Annotated in this window: 19 protein-coding genes; 8 read left to right on the top strand and 11 right to left on the bottom strand. The window is 68.0% G+C overall.

Annotation, left to right across the window (positions count from 1 at the left end; genetic code table 11):
* Nucleotides 1-11 precede the first annotated feature (11 nt).
* Together K0O62_RS03510 and nhaA are read left to right on the top strand one after the other, a co-directional pair.
* Nucleotides 12-1133 (top strand): glycoside hydrolase family 76 protein, encoded by a 1122-nt coding sequence (locus K0O62_RS03510; protein ID WP_073855702.1) that lies wholly within the window; start codon nucleotides 12-14, stop codon nucleotides 1131-1133.
* Nucleotides 1130-2917: a Na+/H+ antiporter NhaA gene (gene nhaA, locus K0O62_RS03515; protein WP_073855703.1), complete on the top strand. Its 1788-nt coding sequence runs from the start codon at nucleotides 1130-1132 to the stop codon at nucleotides 2915-2917. The genes K0O62_RS03510 and nhaA overlap by 4 nt, the downstream gene beginning before the upstream one ends.
* On the opposite strand, the gene K0O62_RS03520 is transcribed toward nhaA, so the two are convergent.
* On the bottom strand, nucleotides 2914-3609 hold the full coding sequence (locus K0O62_RS03520) for a DedA family protein (RefSeq protein ID WP_073855704.1): 696 nt from the start codon (nucleotides 3607-3609) through the stop codon (nucleotides 2914-2916). The genes nhaA and K0O62_RS03520 overlap by 4 nt on opposite strands.
* 25 nt (nucleotides 3610-3634) lie before the next feature.
* Nucleotides 3635-4135 (bottom strand): lipoprotein LpqH, encoded by a 501-nt coding sequence (locus tag K0O62_RS03525; RefSeq protein ID WP_073855705.1) that lies wholly within the window; start codon nucleotides 4133-4135, stop codon nucleotides 3635-3637.
* A gap of 100 nt (nucleotides 4136-4235) precedes the next feature.
* Here K0O62_RS03525 and fbaA point away from each other — a divergent pair, with 100 nt between their 5' ends.
* Nucleotides 4236-5273 carry a class II fructose-bisphosphate aldolase gene (gene fbaA, locus K0O62_RS03530; protein WP_073855706.1) on the top strand — a complete coding sequence of 346 codons (1038 nt, stop codon included), beginning with the start codon at nucleotides 4236-4238 and terminating at the stop codon, nucleotides 5271-5273.
* A 69-nt stretch (nucleotides 5274-5342) separates the two neighbouring features.
* Here fbaA and K0O62_RS03535 read toward each other — a convergent pair whose 3' ends face one another.
* Entirely contained in the window at nucleotides 5343-6032 is a 690-nt protein-coding gene (locus tag K0O62_RS03535) for an Rv0361 family membrane protein (RefSeq protein WP_073855707.1), read from the bottom strand.
* Between the two features lie 81 nt (nucleotides 6033-6113).
* On the opposite strand from K0O62_RS03535, the gene K0O62_RS03540 reads away from it, so the two are divergent.
* Nucleotides 6114-6530 (top strand): DUF3151 domain-containing protein, encoded by a 417-nt coding sequence (locus tag K0O62_RS03540; RefSeq protein ID WP_073855708.1) that lies wholly within the window; start codon nucleotides 6114-6116, stop codon nucleotides 6528-6530.
* Here K0O62_RS03540 and K0O62_RS03545 read toward each other — a convergent pair.
* The 3 genes from K0O62_RS03545 to K0O62_RS03555 all read right to left on the bottom strand — a co-directional run bounded on the left by K0O62_RS03545 (nucleotide 6527) and on the right by K0O62_RS03555 (nucleotide 9062).
* Nucleotides 6527-7429, bottom strand: a complete 903-nt coding sequence (locus K0O62_RS03545) for a cation diffusion facilitator family transporter (RefSeq protein WP_073855709.1) — start codon at nucleotides 7427-7429, stop codon at nucleotides 6527-6529. The genes K0O62_RS03540 and K0O62_RS03545 overlap by 4 nt on opposite strands.
* A 40-nt stretch (nucleotides 7430-7469) precedes the next feature.
* Nucleotides 7470-8249 carry a site-2 protease family protein gene (locus K0O62_RS03550; protein ID WP_073855710.1) on the bottom strand — a complete coding sequence of 260 codons (780 nt, stop codon included), beginning with the start codon at nucleotides 8247-8249 and terminating at the stop codon, nucleotides 7470-7472.
* A gap of 135 nt (nucleotides 8250-8384) precedes the next feature.
* The gene (locus tag K0O62_RS03555) at nucleotides 8385-9062 is read right to left on the bottom strand and encodes a peptidase M50 (protein WP_073855711.1); all 678 of its coding nucleotides are present in this window, start codon (nucleotides 9060-9062) and stop codon (nucleotides 8385-8387) included.
* Nucleotides 9063-9131: 69 nt separating this feature from the next.
* On the opposite strand from K0O62_RS03555, the gene K0O62_RS03560 reads away from it, so the two are divergent.
* The 3 genes from K0O62_RS03560 (at nucleotide 9132) to K0O62_RS03570 (ending at nucleotide 11727) form a co-directional block, all read left to right on the top strand.
* Complete coding sequence (locus tag K0O62_RS03560; protein WP_073855712.1) at nucleotides 9132-10421, top strand: adenylosuccinate synthase; 1290 nt, start codon at nucleotides 9132-9134, stop codon at nucleotides 10419-10421.
* On the top strand, nucleotides 10418-11062 hold the full coding sequence (locus K0O62_RS03565; protein ID WP_073855713.1) for a PaaI family thioesterase: 645 nt from the start codon (nucleotides 10418-10420) through the stop codon (nucleotides 11060-11062). Before K0O62_RS03560 ends, K0O62_RS03565 begins: the two co-directional genes overlap by 4 nt.
* Nucleotides 11063-11124: 62 nt before the next feature.
* Nucleotides 11125-11727, top strand: a complete 603-nt coding sequence (locus tag K0O62_RS03570) for a hypothetical protein (protein WP_234800031.1) — start codon at nucleotides 11125-11127, stop codon at nucleotides 11725-11727.
* Here K0O62_RS03570 and K0O62_RS03575 read toward each other — a convergent pair.
* The 5 genes from K0O62_RS03575 to K0O62_RS03595 form a co-directional block, all read right to left on the bottom strand.
* Nucleotides 11724-13463, bottom strand: coding sequence for an HNH endonuclease signature motif containing protein (locus tag K0O62_RS03575; RefSeq protein ID WP_083603700.1), 1740 nt, complete (start codon nucleotides 13461-13463; stop codon nucleotides 11724-11726). The two genes, K0O62_RS03570 and K0O62_RS03575, sit on opposite strands and share 4 nt — an antisense overlap.
* Nucleotides 13464-13831: 368 nt before the next feature.
* Nucleotides 13832-15400, bottom strand: coding sequence for a phospholipase D family protein (locus K0O62_RS03580; RefSeq protein ID WP_073855716.1), 1569 nt, complete (start codon nucleotides 15398-15400; stop codon nucleotides 13832-13834).
* Nucleotides 15401-15404: 4 nt separating this feature from the next.
* Complete coding sequence (locus tag K0O62_RS03585) at nucleotides 15405-15593, bottom strand: ferredoxin (protein ID WP_073855717.1); 189 nt, start codon at nucleotides 15591-15593, stop codon at nucleotides 15405-15407.
* Between the two features lie 2 nt (nucleotides 15594-15595).
* Nucleotides 15596-16798 (bottom strand): cytochrome P450, encoded by a 1203-nt coding sequence (locus tag K0O62_RS03590; RefSeq protein WP_073855718.1) that lies wholly within the window; start codon nucleotides 16796-16798, stop codon nucleotides 15596-15598.
* Between the two features lie 44 nt (nucleotides 16799-16842).
* Complete coding sequence (locus K0O62_RS03595; RefSeq protein ID WP_073855792.1) at nucleotides 16843-18819, bottom strand: MMPL family transporter; 1977 nt, start codon at nucleotides 18817-18819, stop codon at nucleotides 16843-16845.
* Between the two features lie 61 nt (nucleotides 18820-18880).
* Here K0O62_RS03595 and K0O62_RS03600 point away from each other — a divergent pair, with 61 nt between their 5' ends.
* Nucleotides 18881-19348 (top strand): MarR family winged helix-turn-helix transcriptional regulator, encoded by a 468-nt coding sequence (locus K0O62_RS03600; RefSeq protein WP_073855719.1) that lies wholly within the window; start codon nucleotides 18881-18883, stop codon nucleotides 19346-19348.
* Nucleotides 19349-19362 lie beyond the last annotated feature (14 nt).

The raw sequence follows: 19362 nt of genomic DNA on the forward strand, positions 1-19362 counted from the left end.
GTATCTAGGCCATGGTGCAGGTGTGGGCAAATCGTGCGGCCAGTTCCGAGGCGGCCATCGTCAAGCGCCACCTCAGGCGACTGTGGGGGCTGCCCGGCACCCAGCTCGGTGTGGTGGCCTGGCCGGCGGCCCGCAAGCAGACCCTGTTCGGCACCTGGCATTACTGGTGGCAGGCCCACCTGCTGGACTGTCTGGTCGATGCGCAGCTGCGTGACCCGCAGCCGGCGCGGCTGACCCGCATCAACCGTCAGATCCGTGGGCACCGCATCCGCAACAACGGCCGCTGGACCAACGACTACTACGACGACATGGCCTGGCTGGCGCTGGCCCTGGAGCGGTCCGGCCGGCTCTGTGGGGTGGGCCGGCCCAGGGCGCTGGACACGCTGGCCGACCAGTTTCTCAACTCCTGGGTGCCCGAGGACGGCGGCGGAATTCCCTGGCGCAAGCAGGATCAGTTCTTCAACGCCCCGGCCAACGGGCCGGCCGGCATCTTCCTGGCCCGCCATGATCGGGTGCGCCGCGCCCAGCAGATGGCCGACTGGATCGACGAGACACTGATCGACCCCGAGACCCAGCTGGTGTTCGACGGCATCAAGGGCGGCTCGTTGGTACGCGCCCAGTACACCTACTGCCAGGGCGTGGTGCTCGGGCTGGAGGTCGAACTCGCCCGCCGGACCCAGGACCCCGACCATGCCGAACGGGTGCATCGGCTGGTCGCCGCGGTGCGCGAGCAGATGACCACCTCTGGCGTGATCCGCGGCGCCGGCGGCGGTGACGGCGGCCTGTTCAACGCGATCCTGGCCCGCTATCTGGCCTTCGTCGCCACTGACCTGCCGGGCACCTCCGCCGAGGACGACCAGGCCCGCGCCGCCGCGCGTGAGATGGTGCTCACCTCGGCGCAGTCGGCCTGGGACTACCGCCAGACCGTCGACGGGCTGCCGTTGTTCGGTGCGTTCTGGGACCGCAATGCCGAAGTGCCGCAATCGGTCACCGGTGACGCGCAGTTCGTGGAGGGTGCGGTCAACGCGTCCGCGGTGGCCGAACGCGATCTGTCGGTGCAGCTCTCGGGCTGGATGCTGATGGAGGCCGCGCACACCCTGGACGCCGACACCGCCGAGCCCGCGGCCGAGTGATCCGCCGCATCCCGACCGCCGCGCGCAGCGGCGAGAACATCGCCGCCGCGCTGCTGCTCGGCTTCACCGTGCTGGCCATCCTGTGGTCCAATTCGCCCTGGGCGCAGAGCTATACGGACTTCTGGAACACCGAGATCGGGATCCTCTTCGGCAACGTCCACGTCGAGATGACCGTCAAACATCTGGTCAACGACGCGCTGATGACGTTCTTCTTCTTCGTCGTCGGGCTGGAGGTCAAGAGCCAGTTCGCCATCGGCGAGCTCACCGACCGCTCCCGCGCCGCGGTGCCGGTGCTCGCCGCGCTGGCCGGGCTGATCGTGCCCGCGCTGATCTTCCTGCTGCTCAATCCGAGCGGCGACGACGCCCGGGCCTGGGGTGTGGTGATCTCCACCGACACCGCCTTCCTGGTCGGCGCACTTGCCATCATCGGGCCCAAATACCCGGCGCGGCTTCGCACCTTCCTGCTGACGCTGGCCGTCGTCGACGATGTCGGCGCGCTGCTGGCCATCGCGCTGTTCTACTCCGAACAGGTCCGGATCTGGCCGCTGGTGATCTCGGCGGGCCTGATCGCGGCGATCGCCGCCGTGCGGCGGCTGCCCGCCGGCCGGGGACCCGCCTACTTCGTCCTCGGCTTCGGCCTGTGGCTGGCGTTGTTCACCGGCGGCGTGCATCCCACCCTCGCCGGAGTCGCGGTGGCCCTGCTGATCCCGGTGTTCACGCCGGAGCGGGAGCGGGTGGAGGAGGCCGCGGAGGTGGTCAGCGCGTTCCGGCAGTCACCGAACTCCGAATACGCCCGCGCGGCCGCGCGCAGCCTGCGCGACTCGATCTCGATCAACGAACGCCTGCAGACCGGGTTCGGGCCCTACGTCTCGTTCCTGGTGCTGCCGCTGTTCGCGCTCGCCAACGCCGGTGTGCGGTTCGATCTGGAGACCATCGAGATGGCGGCGACATCCCCGCTGACCTGGGGTGTGATCGCCGGTCTGGTGGTGGGCAAGTTCGTCGGCATCACCGCCGCCACCGCGATCGTGCGGGGGACCGGCCTGGGCCGGCTGGCGCCGGGGCTGACCCTGCGCCGCGTCGCGGGCGGGGCCGCGCTCTCCGGCATCGGGTTCACCATTTCGCTGTTCATCGTCGACATCGCCATCACCGACCCGGTCAAGCAGGAGCTGGCCCGGGTGGGCGTGCTGGTGGCCTCGGTGGTGGCCTTCGCGCTGGGCTGGCTGCTGTTCACCGTGATCGATCGGATCAGCCCGCCGGTTGCCGTGGGGGCCAAACTGATCCGTGACGTCGACCCCCAGCGCGACCACATCGTCGGTCACCCGGACGCCCCGCTCACGCTGGTCGAATACGCCGACTTCGAGTGCCCGTTCTGCAGCCGGGCCACCGGCTCGATCGACGAGGTGCGGGCCCACTTCGGGGACCGGCTGCGTTACGTGTGGCGCCACCTGCCGCTGGAACGGATGCATCCGCATTCGGCGGACGCCGCCCGGGCCAGCGAGGCGGCCGCCCTGCAGGGCCGGTTCTTCGAGATGGGCTCCCGGATGTTCGAGATGCAGGACCACCTGGAGTGGGAGCACATCTACCGGTACGCCGACGGAGTCGGTTGCGATATCCGCAAGTTCGACGAGGACCTGGAGTCGGCGAAGGTGCTGCACCGGGTGCGCGACGATGTCGACGACGCCGAGTTGATGGATCTGAACTCCACGCCGACCTTCTTCGTCAACGGCAAACGGCACACCGGGCCGTACGACTCGGCCAGCCTGATCCGCGCGCTGGAGAGTTAGGACTGCTCGGCGAGCGGGCCTTCGCCGGCCTTCTTGGCTTCCTTGCGCCGCTTGTACCACTCGATGGCGATCGGCAGCACCGAGACGATCACGATGCCGATCACGATCGGCTCCAGCAGCTTCTGGATGATCTCGAACCGGCCCAGCCAGAAGCCCAGCAACGTCAGGCCACAACCCCACACGATGGCGCCCACGGCGTTGTACAGGGTGAACACCGCGTAGTTCATCTTGGCCGCACCCGCGGTGATCGGCGCCAGGGTGCGCACGATCGGCACGAACCGGGCGATCACGATCGCGAACGGGCCGCGCTGCTCGAAGAACAGATGGGCCTCATCGAGATACTTCTGCTTGAGGAACCGGGCGTTCGGTTTGAACATCGCGGTGCCCACGTTGCGGCCGATCCAATAGCCGACCTGCGCGCCCAGGATGGCGGCGATCGGGATGAACAGCAGCAGCTGCCAGAGCTGGAAGTTCACGTTGGCGACATTGCCCTCCGCGGAGGCGGTCGAGATACCGGCGGCCAGCATGCCCGCCACGAACAACAGCGAATCGCCGGGCAGGATCGGGAACAGCACGCCCGATTCGACGAACACCACCACCAGCAGTCCGACCAGCGCCCAGGTGCCGAAGTAGCTCAGCAGGTTGATCGGATCCATGAAATCCGGCATCAGTGCCAGATGGGTGGTTGTCATGAGGCCCCAAGATACCGGCTTCGGCTTACGGGCAGGCCACGGCGATCTGATAGCTGGAATCGACGATCCGTGCGGGGTTCGCCGAATCGGTGCCGGCGCCCGACCCGGAGATGACGACGGTGTCGCCGTTGCGGCGGGCGGTGGGCGGCAGGCTGCCGGTACCCACTGCGAAGCCCAGAGCGACGCCGCCGACGTCACCGATGCTGACCGAGCGGACGGCCGGCTCGTCGTCGTCGGTCACCACCACGCTGACACCCAGGGAACTCTCCCCGACGCTGATCGTGGTCAACCCGCCGTCGGTGGAACAGTCGACCGGACCGGTGGGCCCGGTGTCGCCGTTGACGATGATCTGGGCCCGGCCGGGCGGAACTGTGCTGGCAGGCACCGGTGCCGGCGGTATGACAGGCGCCACGACCGGGGTGGGGGCCGGGCCGGGGGCGGGGGTCGGGGCGCAGCCCACGGTGGTCACCGCCAGGGCCGCCGAAGCCGCGGCCGCGAGCACTTTCAGGACCGACATGGCGCGCATTTCTGTGAGGCTAAACGGTCCACCCGACAGCCGCCCTGCCGCGGCCGTTCCTTTATTGAGATACTTCCGGGGAAAGCGCACGCGAACCAGGAGGAATTCCATGCCCATCGCTACGCCCGAGGTCTACGCCGAGATGCTCGGCCGTGCCAAGGAGCATTCGTTCGCCTTCCCGGCGATCAACTGCACCTCCTCGGAAACCATCAATGCCGCCATCAAGGGATTCGCCGACGCAGGCAGTGACGGCATCATCCAGTTCTCGACCGGCGGCGCGGAGTTCGGCTCCGGTCTCGGCGTGAAGGACATGGTCACCGGTGCGGTGGCGCTGGCCGAGTTCGCGCACGTCGTCGCCGCCAAGTACGACGTCACCGTCGCACTGCACACCGATCACTGCCCCAAGGACAAGCTGGACGGCTTCGTCCGCCCGCTGCTGGCCATCTCGGCCGAGCGTGTCGCCAAGGGTCAGAACCCGCTGTTCCAGTCGCACATGTGGGACGGCTCCGCGGTGCCGATCGACGAGAACCTGCAGATCGCGCAGGAACTGCTGAAGCTGTCGACCGAAGCCAAGATCATCCTGGAGATCGAGATCGGCGTGGTCGGCGGTGAAGAGGACGGCGTCGAGGCCGAGATCAACGAGAAGCTGTACACCAGCCCCGAGGACTTCGAGAAGACCATCGACGCGCTCGGCTCCGGCGAGAACGGCAAGTACCTGCTGGCCGCCACCTTCGGCAACGTGCACGGTGTGTACAAGCCGGGCAACGTGAAGCTCAAGCCGGAGATCCTGGCGCAGGGCCAGAAGGTCGCCGCCGCCAAGCTGGGCCTCGCCGACAGCGCCCAGCCGTTCGACTTCGTCTTCCACGGTGGTTCGGGCTCGCTGAAGTCCGAGATCGAGGACTCGCTGCGCTACGGCGTGGTGAAGATGAACGTCGACACCGACACCCAGTACGCATTCAGCCGCCCGATCGCCGACCACTTCTTCACCAACTACGACGGTGTATTGAAGGTCGACGGCGAGGTCGGCAACAAGAAGGTCTACGACCCCCGTAGCTACCTGAAGAAGGCCGAGGCCGGCATGACCGAGCGCGTCATCGAGGCGTGCAACGACCTGCACAGCGCGGGCCGGTCGGTTTCCGCGAGCTGACATCCTGCACGAATTCGGCGCGGTTTCGTACGTTCTACGTACGGGACCGCGCCGAAGTCGTTTTGCGGGTCAGCCGTTCTGGCAGATCTTCCACTGATCGTCGCGGAACTGCAGATCGAAGCTGCGCGTCGACCGGGTCTGCGGGGCGTTGGCCATGAACGTCGTGACGTTGGCCTCGGCGTGCCCGTCGACGACGACGACCTCGTCGATGCTGGCGACCACCGGATACTGCTTGGCGGCCGCGACACGCTTGTGCGTGTCGGCCCATGAGTCGTCGTCGTAGTTGACGTAGGACTCCCGGGTCGCCCCGCAAGTGATGTCCCGCAGCGCGGACAGATCACCCTTCTGGATGGCGGCGTCGAAGCTCTCGATGGTCGAGCGGACCTGCTCCTCCTGCGAGGCCGCGTTCGCGCTGCCGCGGGTCAGCAGCACCGTGCCCAGTACGGCCAGCGCCACCAGCGCCGCGATGACCAGTACCACCGCGATGACCCAACCCCAGCTGCGCTGTGTGCGAGGGGGTTTGGGCGCGTCTTCACGTGCCGGAATCACCTGCGGTGCAGCAACTTTGGTGGTGTCGATCATCTCGGTCGGCTCGCCGGCGGAGAAGATCTCGGTAGGCGGTTCGGGCACCGATTGGATGATCTGGGTGGATCCGTCGAAACCCGAGGGCGCGGTGAACCGCCGTTCGGCGGAGTCGTCGGTCTCCGGCGCATCCGGAGTGGGCTCCTGCGGCTTGCCGGGCTCTGTTGGGTTCGACATTCCTACTGCAGTCCTCCCTCGCGAACACTTCTGCACCAGCCTAATCACTGGCGGCATCCGCCCGCACGGCACAATAGGCCTATGACGCGTATGGGCGACTTACTGGGGCCAGATCCGGTGCTGCTACCGGGTGATACGGAAGCGGAAGGCGAGTTGGAAGCCGGCGAGAAACCGGCCATCGTCGCCGCCGCGCACCCGAGTGCGTCGGTGGCCTGGGCGTCGCTCGCCGAGCACGCGCTGGCCGAGGATCAGCCGGTGGCCGCCTACGCCTACGCCCGGACCGGATATCACCGCGGGCTGGACCAGTTGCGCCGCAACGGCTGGAAGGGCTTCGGCCCGGTGCCCTACTCGCACGAACCGAATCGCGGGTTCCTGCGTTGCGTGGCCGCCCTGGCGCGCGCCGCCCAGGAGATCGGCGAGACGCCCGAGTACGCCCGCTGCCTCGATCTCCTCGACGACTGCGACCCGACTGCCCGTGCCGCGCTCGGAGTGAACTAGCAGTTCTTCACGCCGCACTCGCCGACACCGCCCGGCGGTTCGACCTGGACGGTGGCGTGTTCGAGACCGCGCGCGGCCAACACGGCCCGGGCGTCGACCAGCACTCGTGCGGTGTCGCCCGCGCTGGTCAGATGGGCGGTCGCCATGTCCTTGCCGGGCACCAGCGTCCACACGTGCAGATCGTGCACCTCGGTGACGCCGGGCACGGCGCACAGTGCCGAGCGCAGTTCGTCGACGTCGATGTGGGCGGGGGAGGACTCGCTGAGGATGCGCAGCGCGGACCGGGCGAGGGCGAAGGCGCGGGGCAGCACCCACAGCGCGACCAACACGGCGACGACGACGTCGGCGTACGGCCAGCTGGTGGTGACGGTGACGATGCCGGCGATCAGCACGCCGATGCTGCCGACGGTGTCGGCGACCACCTCCATGTAGGCGCCCTTGACGGCCAGGCTGCGTTCGGAGTCCGACCGCAGTAGCAGCATCACGACGGCGTTGGCGGCGAGCCCGGCCAGGGCGACCACGATCAGCGGTACGCCCGGCACCTCGGGTGCGTTCCCGAGGCGTTCGAAAGCCTCGTACAGGATGAATCCGGCGACCCCGAGCAGCAGGGCGGCGTTGGCGACGGCGGTGAACACCTCGGCGCGATGCCAGCCGTAGGTCCGGGCCGCGGAGGTGGACCCGCGCCGGGCCAGCAGCACGGCGGTCAGGCCCATGAACATGGCGACCAGATCGGTGAGCATGTGGCCGGCGTCGGCGAGCAGCGCGATCGAGTTGATCATCAGCGCGGTGACGAGTTCCAGCACGAAGAACGTGCCCAGGACCGCCGCGCCGATGATCATCCGGCTGACGCGGGTGTCACCACTGCCGTGACTGTGGCTGTGATCGTGTCCGGCTCCCATACAGCCGAATATATGCGTACTTACGCATATGTTGCAAGACTCAGAGCCAGGCGGACCAGAACCGGGTCAGCCCACTGCCGATGGACACCAGCGGGCTGGGCACCCCCGCCAGGTCGACGAACCAGAACACCGCGCCGAAGAACAGCTGGTTGAGCTGCGGCACGATCAGCACGATCAGCAGGATCAGGAAACCCCAGCCCTTGACCGGTTCCAGCGAGCGCTGGGTCTCCGGTTTGAGGTGCGGTTCGAGCGCGCCGTACCCGTCCAGCCCGGGAACCGGCAGCAGGTTCAGCAGGACGGCGGTGACCTGGAGGAAGCCCAGGAACGCGAGCCCGGCCCAGAACACCCCGTGCGCGCGGTCGTAGAACAGGCTCACCGCCGCCAGCAGCAGCACGGCCAGCACCGCGTTGGCCAGGGGACCGGCCAGGCTGACCTGGGTGCGCTGCCGCGGCGTCATCCACGACGTCCGCACATAGACCGCACCGCCGGGCAGGCCGATGCCGCCCAGGGCGATGAACAGCAGCGGCAGGCCCAGCGAGAGCATCGGGTGGGTGTACTTCAGAGGGTTCAGGGTGAGGTAGCCGCGCACCGCGATGTCGTGGTCGCCGAACTTCCACGCGGTGTAGGCGTGCCCGAACTCGTGCAGGCACAGCGACACCAGCCAGCCCGCCACCACGAGAACGAATACCGCCACGTAGGACAGCGGGCCGATCTCATCCCCGCAGAACCAGGCCAGCACCCCTCCGGCGAGGGTGAGGGCGACGATCCCCAGAAAGACCGGGCTGGGGAGTACCGACTGGTGCAGCGGACGGATGTTCACGTGTCGACGCTACCGGCTTGCCCGGCCCGGCCTCCTCGCTGCGCTCGTCACCGGACGGTGTTGGATGCGCCCGGCCTCCTCGCTGCGCTCGTCACCGGACGGTGTTGGATGCGCCCGGCCTCCTCGCTGCGCTCGTCACCGGACGGCCAGCCACCCTTCCGTGTGTCGGTAGAACGTCGACCGGCGCACCGTCCGGGTGTTCAGGTCGCCGTCGCGCACCACGAATGCCCCGGTCGTCCCGAGCTGCGCAGCCCGGCCGACCACCCAGCGCCGGGGGCGCATGCGCGGCGACAGCACCGATGCCCGCAGGCCCGGCTGGGTGCCGATCGGCTCGATCCGCACGGCCGTCACCTCACCGTCGAACAGCACCTCGTCATCGACGACCGCCTCGCCGTGCAGCTGGGCCGGCGGTGTGCCCTTCTCCGGGCCTGTCTGGCCGACCCAGAGCCCCACGCCCACCAGTGCCCGCCCGGAATCGTCACGAATCAGCGGTGCCCGGGTCGCCGGCCGCGAGCGCGCGGCGCGGGCGGCTCGCCGGCCCGTCGGCAGCCCGTAGGCACGGGTGGCGGCGGTCCGCCACCGGGGTACGTAGGCCACCTCGACGGCCAGCCGATCGGTCTTCATCAGCTTGGTCAGCACCGCCGCGAGGTCCGCATCGGTCCCGATTACGACGACTCGCCGGGCCTGCAGCGCCGGGGTGAAATCGTCCCCCTCGCCGACCGTAAGCGCAGGTAAAGAGCCCAAAGCGCGGGGGATACGACGTCCGTGGAAGCACAACACGATCAGGTCTTGTTCGCCGTGTGTGGTGGTCAAGGCCTCTCCTATGGCTGCGCTCGGATAGGGTGGGTCACCGGCTGCATCACTTTAAGCGGGAGAAATGCCATGCCGGCAATCGTGCTCATCGGCGCTCAGTGGGGCGACGAGGGCAAAGGAAAGGCCACCGACCTACTCGGTGGACGTGTCCAATGGGTAGTTCGCTACCAGGGCGGTAACAACGCGGGTCATACCGTGGTGCTACCGACCGGTGAGAACTTCGCCCTGCACCTGATCCCCTCGGGCATCCTCACCCCGGGTGTCACCAACGTCATCGGCAACGGTGTCGTGGTCGACCCGGGCGTGCTGCTGACCGAGCTATCCGGGCTGGAGGACCGCGGCGTCGACACCTCGCGCCTGTTGATCTCCGCCGACGCTCACCTGCTCATGCCGTACCACGTCGCCATCGACAAGGTGACCGAGCGCTACATGGGCAGCAAGAAGATCGGCACCACCGGACGCGGGATCGGGCCCTGCTACCAGGACAAGATCGCCCGGATCGGTATCCGGGTCGCCGATGTCCTCGACGAGGAGCAGCTGGCCGCCAAGATCGAGGCCGCCCTGGACTTCAAGAACCAGGTGCTGGTCAAGATCTACAACCGCAAGGCGCTCGACGCCACCGAGGTGCTGGACAGTCTGCTGGCCCAGGCCGAGGGGTTCAAGCACCGCATCGCCGATGCCCGCCTGCTGCTCAACGAGGCGCTGGAGCAGGGCGAGACGGTGCTGCTGGAGGGGTCGCAGGGCACCCTGCTCGACGTCGACCACGGCACCTATCCGTTCGTGACGTCCTCGAACCCGACTGCCGGCGGGGCTGCCGTCGGTTCCGGCATCGGACCCACCCGGATCACCACCGTGCTGGGCATCCTCAAGGCGTACACCACCCGTGTCGGTTCGGGCCCATTCCCGACCGAGCTGTTCGACGAGCACGGCGCATACCTGGCCAAGACCGGTGGCGAGGTCGGTGTGACGACGGGCCGGGCGCGACGCTGCGGCTGGTTCGACGCGGTCATCGCCCGTTACGCCACCCGGGTCAATGGCATCACCGATTACTTCCTGACCAAACTCGACGTGCTGTCCAGCCTGGAGACCGTTCCGGTATGCGTGGGGTACACGGTCGACGGCAAGCGCACCGACGAGATGCCGATGACGCAGGCCGACATTCAGCGTGCCGAGCCGATCTACGAAGAGCTGCCGGGCTGGTGGGAGGACATCAGCTCCTGCCGCACCTTCGAAGAGTTGCCGGCGAACGCGCGGGATTACGTGCTGCGCTTGGAAGAGCTTGCCGGAGCGCAGGTCTCGTGTATCGGTGTGGGCCCCGGTCGCGATCAGACCATCGTGCGCCGGGACATCCTGGCGTGACCGACTACGGACTCGATCCGCGGCGCGTCGATCCCGAGTACGACCGCCACGGTGGATTCCCGGTGTTCGAGGCCGCCGAGCCGGGCCCGGGATTCGAGCGCTTTCTCGCCGCGACGCGGCGGCTGCAGGATCTGGCGGTTTCGGTGAACCCGGACACCGCGACCTGGGAAGAGGCCGCCGACGACGTCGAGAAGCTGGTCGCCCTGCTGGAACCGCACCAGGCCGCCGAAGGGGTCGGGCCGGCCAACCGGGTGCCCGACCTGCCCGGCGCGGGAAGCCTGTTGATGCCGCCGTGGCACGTCACCAAGTTCGAGCCCGAGGGCATCGAATTGTCGGTGCAGTTCAGCCGGTATCACGTCGGTGGCAACAGGGCCGTGCACGGCGGGGTGTTGCCGCTGTTGTTCGACTCGATGTTCGGCATGGTGATCCACGCGACCGGCCGGCCGATCAGCCGTACCGCGTTCCTGCACGTCGACTACCGGGCCATCACGCCGATCGACGTTCCGCTGACTGCTACCGGATGGCTGCGAGAAGCCGAGGACCGCAAGGCTTTTGTGAATGCCGATCTGCGCGATGCGGATGGCAAGCTGCTTGCCGAGGCCAACGGCCTGATGATCAGATTGCTTCCCGGGCAGCCGTAGTCGTGTCGCGCGACCGGCCCCTTCGCAGGCTCACCACACCCCGTGCCGCCGCGGTGGCCGGTGTGTTGTTCGCGTTGCTCCTCGGGACCGCGCTGGTCTTGATTCGGCTCGCGCTGCCCGAGGGCGCCGAGCCGGGTGCCCAGTGGTTGACTCCGGGTAGTACGTATCTCGGGATTGCCGCACGGATCATGCCGTTCGCGGGCATCGCGTTTCTGTGGTTCATGGGCGTGGTGCGTGATGGATTCGGCCGCTTTGAGGACAAGTTCTTCACCACGGTGTTCATCGGCAGTGGGTTGCTGTTCCTGGCCATGATGTTCGTGGCAGCCGGGGTCGGCGCCGGGCTGGAAGGCGGCGACGCCGCTGCCCATCCCGATGTGGCAGCGTTCGGGCAGATGGTTCTGCTCACGGTCACGACGACGTACGCGGTGCGGATGGCTGCGGTCTTCATGATGTCGCTTGCCACCATCTGGTTGAAGACGGGGCTGATGCCGCGCTGGCTGGTGATCGGGACTTATGTTGCCGCGGTGGGCCTTCTGGTTTCCAGTGACCTCTCCATGTGGCTGACGCTGGCGTTCCCGATTTGGGTGCTGGTGGTCAGCATCGTGCTGCTGATGCGGGCCGGGTTGATCGACCTGCACGATTCCAGGGCGGGGGAGCCGCACTAGAAGGGTGGCGGGTCCGGGTCCGCGGCGTTGGTGGTCTGGCTGTCGAAGATGTCCGGTGGTGCGGTGGCGCCGTTGGTGATGCGGTCCTGGTTGTGGTCCTTCGCTGCTGACGCGAGGGCGAGTTCGGTTGCGTTGCGGGTGTGTTCGGCGTTGATGCGGTGTGCGCGGTCTTGGGCGCGGGTGCGTTGCCGGGTGGGCATCTTGGCGCTGCTGTGATCGTCGTGGATGAGGCTGATGTGTCGTGGCGGCGGGACGGTGGTGTGGATGTTCCAGTGCGGGAACAGGATCGCCGCGCCCGGGGTGCTGACATAGGTGTGCCCGGTGGGCGAGGTCCATTCTGTGGCGCCGTCGGGGCGTGCTTTGACGGTCCAGCCGTTCGGGCCGGAGCGGAATGTTTTCACCAGATGATGTTCACGGCAGAGCGGACGCAGGTTGCCCGGGTGGGTGGCCCCTGCCGGCCACGGGATCAGGTGGTCCAGATCGCAGCGGTGCGCCGGTTTCGAGCAGCCGGGGAAGCTACAGGTCTGCGAACACATCCGCACGAACGCGGTCAGCGCCGTGGAGGGCCGGTATTGGCGTTCAGTGGGCAGGTCGGCGACCTCGCGCAGGGGCCGGACCTTGGCGCCGGTGGCGATGAGGTCGGCCAGCATGGCCGCCGGGATGACGGTGCCGTCGAGCATCACCCCGACGCCCGCCCCGGCGAAAGTGGCCACGGGCCGGGAATTGAATGGCACGTGCGCCGCGGGGTCCACGGCGGGCGTCGGATCGGACTCGGCGGGCGTCGGTGTCTGCGCAGCGGGCCGCTCAGGGCCATCTGGTCCAGGAGCTGGTTCAGGCTCCGGCTCAGGCCCTTCGGGCCCGGGCTCACCCGTGGGCGTCGGCCCAGGCCCGGTCTGTGGGGCGGGCCTCGCATCGGCACCGGGCACCTGATCGGCCAGCATGTAGATGTTCACCGCCATCGACCGCGGATCTTTCCCGCTTCCCGCACAGCCCGGGTCCCCGCATCGGCAGGTCAACCGCTGCAGCGACGGCCCGACGATGCCGAGGGCACCCAGGGCGTCGGCGCGGCGTTCCCGCACGGTGCGCGGATCATTGGCGCACACGGTGTCCGCGAGATCATTGAGGCGCTGCTGCAGGGCCTGCTTGTCAGTCGCCCGCAGCCGTCCCCAGAACGAGCAGACCCCGTTGGGGTCATCACGGTCGTCGAACTCGACGTAGAGGTCTTTGGCGGCGGCCTTGGACCGGATCACCGCGATCGGGTCGAACTTCTCCACCCACAAATCCACCGCCCGGATCAGCGCGGCTTCCGACAACGCCCCGTACTCGGTGGCTTCTGCGGCGATCGCGGCATCGATCAACGCCAACGCATCCTCGTCGGTCACCAGATGGGTGCGCCAGGTGATCTCCCCGATCACTCTCGCCGACACCGCCCCCGACCCGAACAACGCCGCGGTGCGCGGCAGCCGATCCCGCAGCGCCACCCCGATGCGCATCTGAGTCGAGGCTGCATGCGGACTGAGATTGCAGGCCGCACTCACCTGCGCCTTCGCGAACGCCCACCCATCGACCACCTGATGGGCGATCACGTCATCCTCGTCATCGCACTGGCGTGCGGTGACCTCGGCGACCAGGGCCAGCCGATCCGCGGCCGCCATGGCCTCCGACCGGGTCGCGTCCGTCAACGCGGAGATGAGCTGTTCATCGCTCATCCCCGCCAACCCGACCCTATCGAACATACTTTCGATAGTACTCGGGCCGCCGACAAGTGGTGGAGAGATTTTTCCTGCCTGTGGATAACTGTGCCGGTACTCGTGACCGCGCGGGTAGAGTGCCGAAGGTTAGTTCCAAAAGTTAAGCGCGAGGGGGATTCTGACGTGGTCGAATGGCAACGACTGCTCCTTCTCGGAGCGGTGACCGCATCGATGTCTCTTGCCGGCGCTGCCGTGGCCAACGCGGACAAGTATATCGACTTCGGGACGAACCGGGCGGCATGCAAAGCGGCAGCCCAGCAGGCCAACGCGACCGGTTTCAGGTCTTTCGTACTGCTTCGAAACCGGGCCCGGGCATTACTCGTTGAACCTGGCGGACTGACAGACTCCTTGTCTCAGAACTCCTTTCGTACCCGCATCCGCAGGGCGCGGCCGTCCGGGTCGTGCAGGTATCGGTACAACGGCGCGGCGAACAGCTGCCGGGGAATGCTCAGCTTCGGTTCGGGTAGTCGCCGCAGCCGTCCGGGCGGACGCGTACCGGCCCGGCCCGAGCGGTGCCACGCATCCAGCGCATCCGCGGAATCGCTGTAGCGACGGAACATCTCGACGGGATCGGCACACCCGTCGACCGCATCGGAGGAAGGATCCGCGTCCAGATGTTCGGCGGCCAGCGCCAACCGCAGCCGCCGGGCCAACCCGTCCTCCTCGCCGGCCTCGTCGATGATGGCCGCCGTGAGTTCCGAATCGTTCGTCCAGGACCGCCGGCAGAAGTTGTCAGAGCCGATCGACACCCAATGATCGTCCAGCACACAGACCTTCGCGTGCACGTAAACCGGTGTGCCGGCATGGTTTTCCAGACCGAAGAAGGCCACCCGCTCCGGCGCGGCCAGGATCACCTGCATCACACCCCGGATCCGGCCGAGGATCTGCGGGTCGCGGGCGAACCAGCCGTCCTCGTCGGGGAACTGCGGCAGCACGGCGATCAAGCGCAGCTCGGGGTTTCGCTCCAGCGCTTCCACGAGCACCGAGCTCATCTCGGCGCCCCACAGGAACTGGTCCTCCAGGTAGATCATCCGGTGGGTCTTGCCGATGGCCCGGGTGTACCCGCGGGCGACCGAGCGTTCCCCGTTGCGCGCGAAATCGTATTTCCATCCGGGCCCGAGCCGCGGATAGGTGCGCAACAACTGCACGGCGTGTGTGCCGTCCTCGACGGCCGGGGGCGGCGGCGCCTGTGGGGGTAACGGCCGGCGTTCGTCATCGAGTTTGGATGCGGCATCACGCAGCAGCCGGACCGGATTGCGGGTGGTCGGGCAGGAGTCATCCCAGCGTTCCCGGAACACCGTCTCCACGTCGTGCACCGCGGGCCCCTGGATGGCGACCTGGACGTCGTGCCAGGGCGGTCGCGGACCGTACTCGGCGGCGATCTCGTCGGCCTGCGGGTCGCCGGCGTGGGCGGCGTCGTCACGGCGTCCGTGACACAGGTCGATCCCGCCGACGAAGGCGGTGTCGCGGCTGGGATCGGCGCCGTACCGGATCACCACGAACTTCTGGTGGTGCGCACCGCTCCGGCGGACCCGCATGTCCAGCAGTACGTCGCCGCCGAGCTTCTGCAGGGCCTCACCGAGATCGCGGTGCTCGTCGGCGGAGTAGCCCAGCAGCGGGGAATGCGAGCGCCACACCAGGGCTCGCACGTCGGCCCCGCGGGCGATCGCGGCACCGAGCACGGTCAGCAGTTCGCTGTCCGGGCCGTCGTCGAGTCGCTGGTCGGCGTTGCTCTGCCAGTCGGTGAACCAGATGAGATCCCCATCGCCGGCGGCGTTGATGCATCTGAGCAACTCGGCGAAGTAGACCGTGCCGTGGATCAACGGCCGGGCCAGGTTGCCGCGTGAGTACCCGATGCCATTGGCGTGGTCGATGACGGTGTCCGGGTTGCCTCGCTCGGCCGCCGGCAGGAACCACTGCATGCAGCTATCTAAGTCGCAACGCCGAAGCCGGGCACAGCTTCACGGCTTCGCGGGCATGTTCCTCTTCGCCCTCGGGCACGTCCTCGGTGAGCACCACCACCACACCGTCGTCGTCCTGATCGAACACCGCACCGGCCACCATCACGCAGTTGCCCGCGGTGATGCAGCTGTCGTAATCGGCTTCCACTTTCATCGTCACCACCTCACTGATAGCGACCGTAGACCGTAGATGAAGTGGAAATCGCGGAACTCGACATCCTCGAACGGCCCGGCCAAGGCCAGGGTGGGGAAGCGGCGCAGCAGCGCGGGGAAGGCGATCCGCATCTCCATCCGGGCCAGCGGCGCGCCCAGGCAGTGATGGACGCCATGGCCGAACGCCAGATGTCCGGGAGCACCGCGGCGCAGATCCAGCTCGTCGGGCCGGTCGATGAAGGACGGATCTCGATTGCCGGCCGGCAGCGATGCGAACACCAGCGAGCCTGCGGGGATGCTCACGCCGGCCACCTCGACATCGGCGGTGACGAATCGCGGGATGGCGTGATGGACCACCGACAGATACCGCAGCAGCTCCTCCATCGCGGGTCCGACGGCGTCCGGGTCGTCGCGTAACAGTGCCGCCTGCTCGGGCCGGCGCAACAGGGCCAACGTGCCCAGCCCCAGCATGTTCGATGTCGTCTCGTGGCCGGCGAGCAGCAACAGTCCGGCGATGCCCACGAGTTCGTCATCGTTGAGTTCATCGCCGTGCTCACCGATGAGCATGCCGAGGATGTCCTCGCCCGGCGTTCGCCGGGCCCGGGAGACCAGGCTGTGCATATAGGCCCGGCTCTGCTGTTGCAGCTCCATCCGCTCGGCGAGAGGAAGCGACAGATCGAGCTGGCGGGCCGAGCGGTCCTGGAAGTCCGCACGGTCGTGGTACGGCACGCCCAGCAACTCGCAGATCACCAACGACGGTACCGGCAAGGCGAATTGGGAGATCAGGTCGACGGGCGGCCCGACGGCGGCCATCGCGTCCAGGTGCTCGTCGACGATCTCGGCGATCCGCGGCTCCAGACGCTTCATCCGCCGGATGGTGAACTCCGGCGTCAGCAGCCGGCGTAACCGCTGGTGCTCGGGCGGATCCTGGCCGAGCAGGTTGCCCGCCCGCGCGGCGGCCGCCTCGTCGTCCGACATCTCCGGGGCACCGGGCAACCGGAAACCCGGCGGGCGGGCATTGCCGAAGTGCTCGTGATCGGCCAGCACCGCCTTGACGTCGTCGTGCCGGGTAACGAGGTACACCGTGTTGCCGATGGCACTGACGACCGATCGCACACCGTCCCGCTCCCGGATCTCACCGAGTTCGGGGACCGGGTCGAAGCCGTTGCGCCGCATATGGACCGGTGGCAACAGCTGCTGGGTCATGCGCGATCCGACTTCGGCTTCTCGCTGGACGTCATGAACCCACGCTACGCGTCGGCGCGCAACCCCGGCCACCAGATGCGCGGCCCGATCAGTGTGAACAGCGCCGGAATGATCACCGTCCGCACCACGAAGGTGTCCAGCAGGATGCCCAGACCGACGATGATGCCGAGCTGCGTCAGCACGATCAGCGGCAGCACACCGAGCACACAGAACACCGCGGCCAGCACGATGCCGGCGCTGGTGATCACCGCACCGGTCGCGGAGACGGCACGCACGATGCCCTGCCGGGTGCCGAATTCCGGTGTCTCCTCGCGGGCCCGGGTCACCAGGAAGATCGTGTAGTCCACGCCGAGCGCGACCAGGAACAGGAACGCGAACAGCGGAGTGCTGTTGTCCAGCGCCGGGAATCCGAACAGGTGCACGCTCGCCCATCCGCCGAGGCCCAGGGCCGCCACGGAACTGAGCACGGTCACCGCGACCAGGATCAGCGGCGCCAGGACGGACCGCAGCAGCACGAAGAGCACCGCCAGAACCACCGCCAGGATGGCCGGGATGACCACCATCCGGTCCCGCTGCGCGGCCGTCGCGGAATCGCGCGCCTTGGCGTCCGATCCGCCCACCAGCGCATCGGCGTTCACCGAGTGCACCGAATTACGCAACGCATCAACGGTATCGAAGGCCTCATCGGAGGCCGGTGCGGCTTCCAGGACCACCGACCACTGGGTCAGCCCGGTACTGGACTCACCGGCCGGACGGGCCGAGACCACACCCGGGGTATCCGAGATGGCGCGACCGATCGCCTCGGCATCGGCGCTGGGTGCGATCACCACGGCGGGATCGGTGAGGCCGCTCGGGAAGTGTTGGGACAGCGTGTCATAACCCCTCACCGACTCCGCCTGCACCCGGAACTGTTCGGTCTGGGACAACCCGACCGGGGTGCTGAGCAGGCCGAAGCACAACGCGACCAGCGCGGACAGTGCCCCGGCGGCCACCCACGCGGGGCGTTTGGCGACCCAGGCGGCGACCCGGTGCCAGACACCGTTGTCGGTCAGGGCCTTGTCGCCGACCTGCGGGATGAACGGCCAGAACAGCTTCTTGCCGAACAGTCCGAGGAACGGCGGCAGGACCAGCAGCACGAAGATCGCCGCGACCACCAGACCGGCGGCGGCCTGCACACCGAGGCTGCGGTTGCTCGGCGCGGTGGCGAACGTCAGGGTGAGCAGGGCCAGCACGACGGTGGCGTTACTGGCCAGGATGGCCGGCCCGGCCGCGCGGGTGGCCACGCGCAGTGCCTCGCGGTGGTCGGCCCGGGTGGCCAACTCCTCGCGGTAGCGCGAGATGAGCAGCAGTGCATAGTTGGTCCCCGCGCCGAACACCAGCACGCTGGTGATACCGCTGGTCGAACCGTCGGGGTTCAGGCCGAAGCCCGACGCGACGGCGGTGCCCACCACCGATCCGACCCGGTCGGCGAAGGCGATCACCAGCAGCGGAACCAGCCACAGCACCGGGGAACGGTAGGTGATGATGAGCAACAGTGCCACCACCGCCGCCGTGACGGCGAGCAGCGTGAAGTTGGCTCCGGCAAAGGAGTTGGCGATATCCGCGCCGAAGGCCGGCCCGCCGGTCACCTCGGCGCGCAGCCCATCGGGCAGCCCGTCGGCGGTGCCGGCGCGCAGATCCTGGATCGCCTGGTCGAGGTCGAACCCGGACAGGTCGGCCGGCAGCGGGCTGACCGACACGGCGGCCAATCCGTCTTCGGACACCTGGGCGCCCGGACCGGCCGCGGCCACGTCGGCGGGGCTGAGCGGGGCACCGTCCTCCCGGGTGAACACGATGATGGCCGGCGCCATATCGCCACCGGGGAATTCCGCGCGCAACGCATCGACCCGCGCGGATTCCGCGGAGGCGGGCACCGAGACCGGAGACTGGGAAGCGGCGTCGGACCCGCTGAGGGCGCCCAGCAATCCGCCGGAAATCACGAGTACCAACAACGCCAGAACCCAGGAGATGCGACCGGACATCATCATAATATTTCAGATTCTTAATAATTAAGCAAATGAAATTTCGGTATATGCTCGCCGGATGCAGGAACGCGAGGCCCTCGAGCAGCAGATCGCGGCCGACGTGCGTGCGTTGACCGCTGAGTCCGAACAGATCGGTCGGGACTTTGCTACCCGCAACAACGTCGCCGTAAACGACTTCCGGGCTCTTTTGCATGTGATGGTCGCCGACGCCGCGGGCACCCCGCTGACCGCGGGTGAGCTGCGCAAGCTGATGGGTACCTCCGGCGCAGCCATCACCTACCTGGTGGAACGGATGATCGCGTCGGGACACCTGCGGCGCGAGGCGCATGCCCACGACCGCCGCAAGGTCATCCTGCGCTACGACGACCACGGCCTGGCGGTGGCGCGCAGTTTCTTCGCCCCGTTGCAGCAGCTCAACTCCCATGCGCTGGCGGGGCTGCCCGACGACGACCTGCAGGCCGCGCACCGCGTTCTCGCCGCGCTCGTGGCGGCCATGCGCGAGTTCCGCGCTGCCGACGACGATTGAGCCCAGAATCTGGC

This window comes from Mycolicibacterium diernhoferi (assembly GCF_019456655.1).
In the GTDB taxonomy this organism is placed as follows: Bacteria; Actinomycetota; Actinomycetes; order Mycobacteriales; family Mycobacteriaceae; genus Mycobacterium; species Mycobacterium diernhoferi.

Coding starts and splice junctions, on each gene's coding strand:
- K0O62_RS03510 (WP_073855702.1), top strand. CDS start 12: ATGGTGCAGGTGTGGGCAAATCGTGCGGCCAGTTCCGAGGCGGCCATC.
- fbaA (WP_073855706.1), top strand. CDS start 4,236: ATGCCCATCGCTACGCCCGAGGTCTACGCCGAGATGCTCGGCCGTGCC.
- K0O62_RS03595 (WP_073855792.1), bottom strand. CDS start 18,819: ATGTCCGGTCGCATCTCCTGGGTTCTGGCGTTGTTGGTACTCGTGATT.
- K0O62_RS03560 (WP_073855712.1), top strand. CDS start 9,132: ATGCCGGCAATCGTGCTCATCGGCGCTCAGTGGGGCGACGAGGGCAAA.
- K0O62_RS03580 (WP_073855716.1), bottom strand. CDS start 15,400: ATGCAGTGGTTCCTGCCGGCGGCCGAGCGAGGCAACCCGGACACCGTC.
- K0O62_RS03585 (WP_073855717.1), bottom strand. CDS start 15,593: ATGAAAGTGGAAGCCGATTACGACAGCTGCATCACCGCGGGCAACTGC.
- K0O62_RS03525 (WP_073855705.1), bottom strand. CDS start 4,135: ATGCGCGCCATGTCGGTCCTGAAAGTGCTCGCGGCCGCGGCTTCGGCG.
- K0O62_RS03520 (WP_073855704.1), bottom strand. CDS start 3,609: ATGACAACCACCCATCTGGCACTGATGCCGGATTTCATGGATCCGATC.
- K0O62_RS03600 (WP_073855719.1), top strand. CDS start 18,881: ATGCAGGAACGCGAGGCCCTCGAGCAGCAGATCGCGGCCGACGTGCGT.
- K0O62_RS03545 (WP_073855709.1), bottom strand. CDS start 7,429: ATGGGAGCCGGACACGATCACAGCCACAGTCACGGCAGTGGTGACACC.
- K0O62_RS03590 (WP_073855718.1), bottom strand. CDS start 16,798: ATGACCCAGCAGCTGTTGCCACCGGTCCATATGCGGCGCAACGGCTTC.
- K0O62_RS03540 (WP_073855708.1), top strand. CDS start 6,114: ATGACGCGTATGGGCGACTTACTGGGGCCAGATCCGGTGCTGCTACCG.
- K0O62_RS03535 (WP_073855707.1), bottom strand. CDS start 6,032: ATGTCGAACCCAACAGAGCCCGGCAAGCCGCAGGAGCCCACTCCGGAT.
- K0O62_RS03575 (WP_083603700.1), bottom strand. CDS start 13,463: ATGTTCGATAGGGTCGGGTTGGCGGGGATGAGCGATGAACAGCTCATC.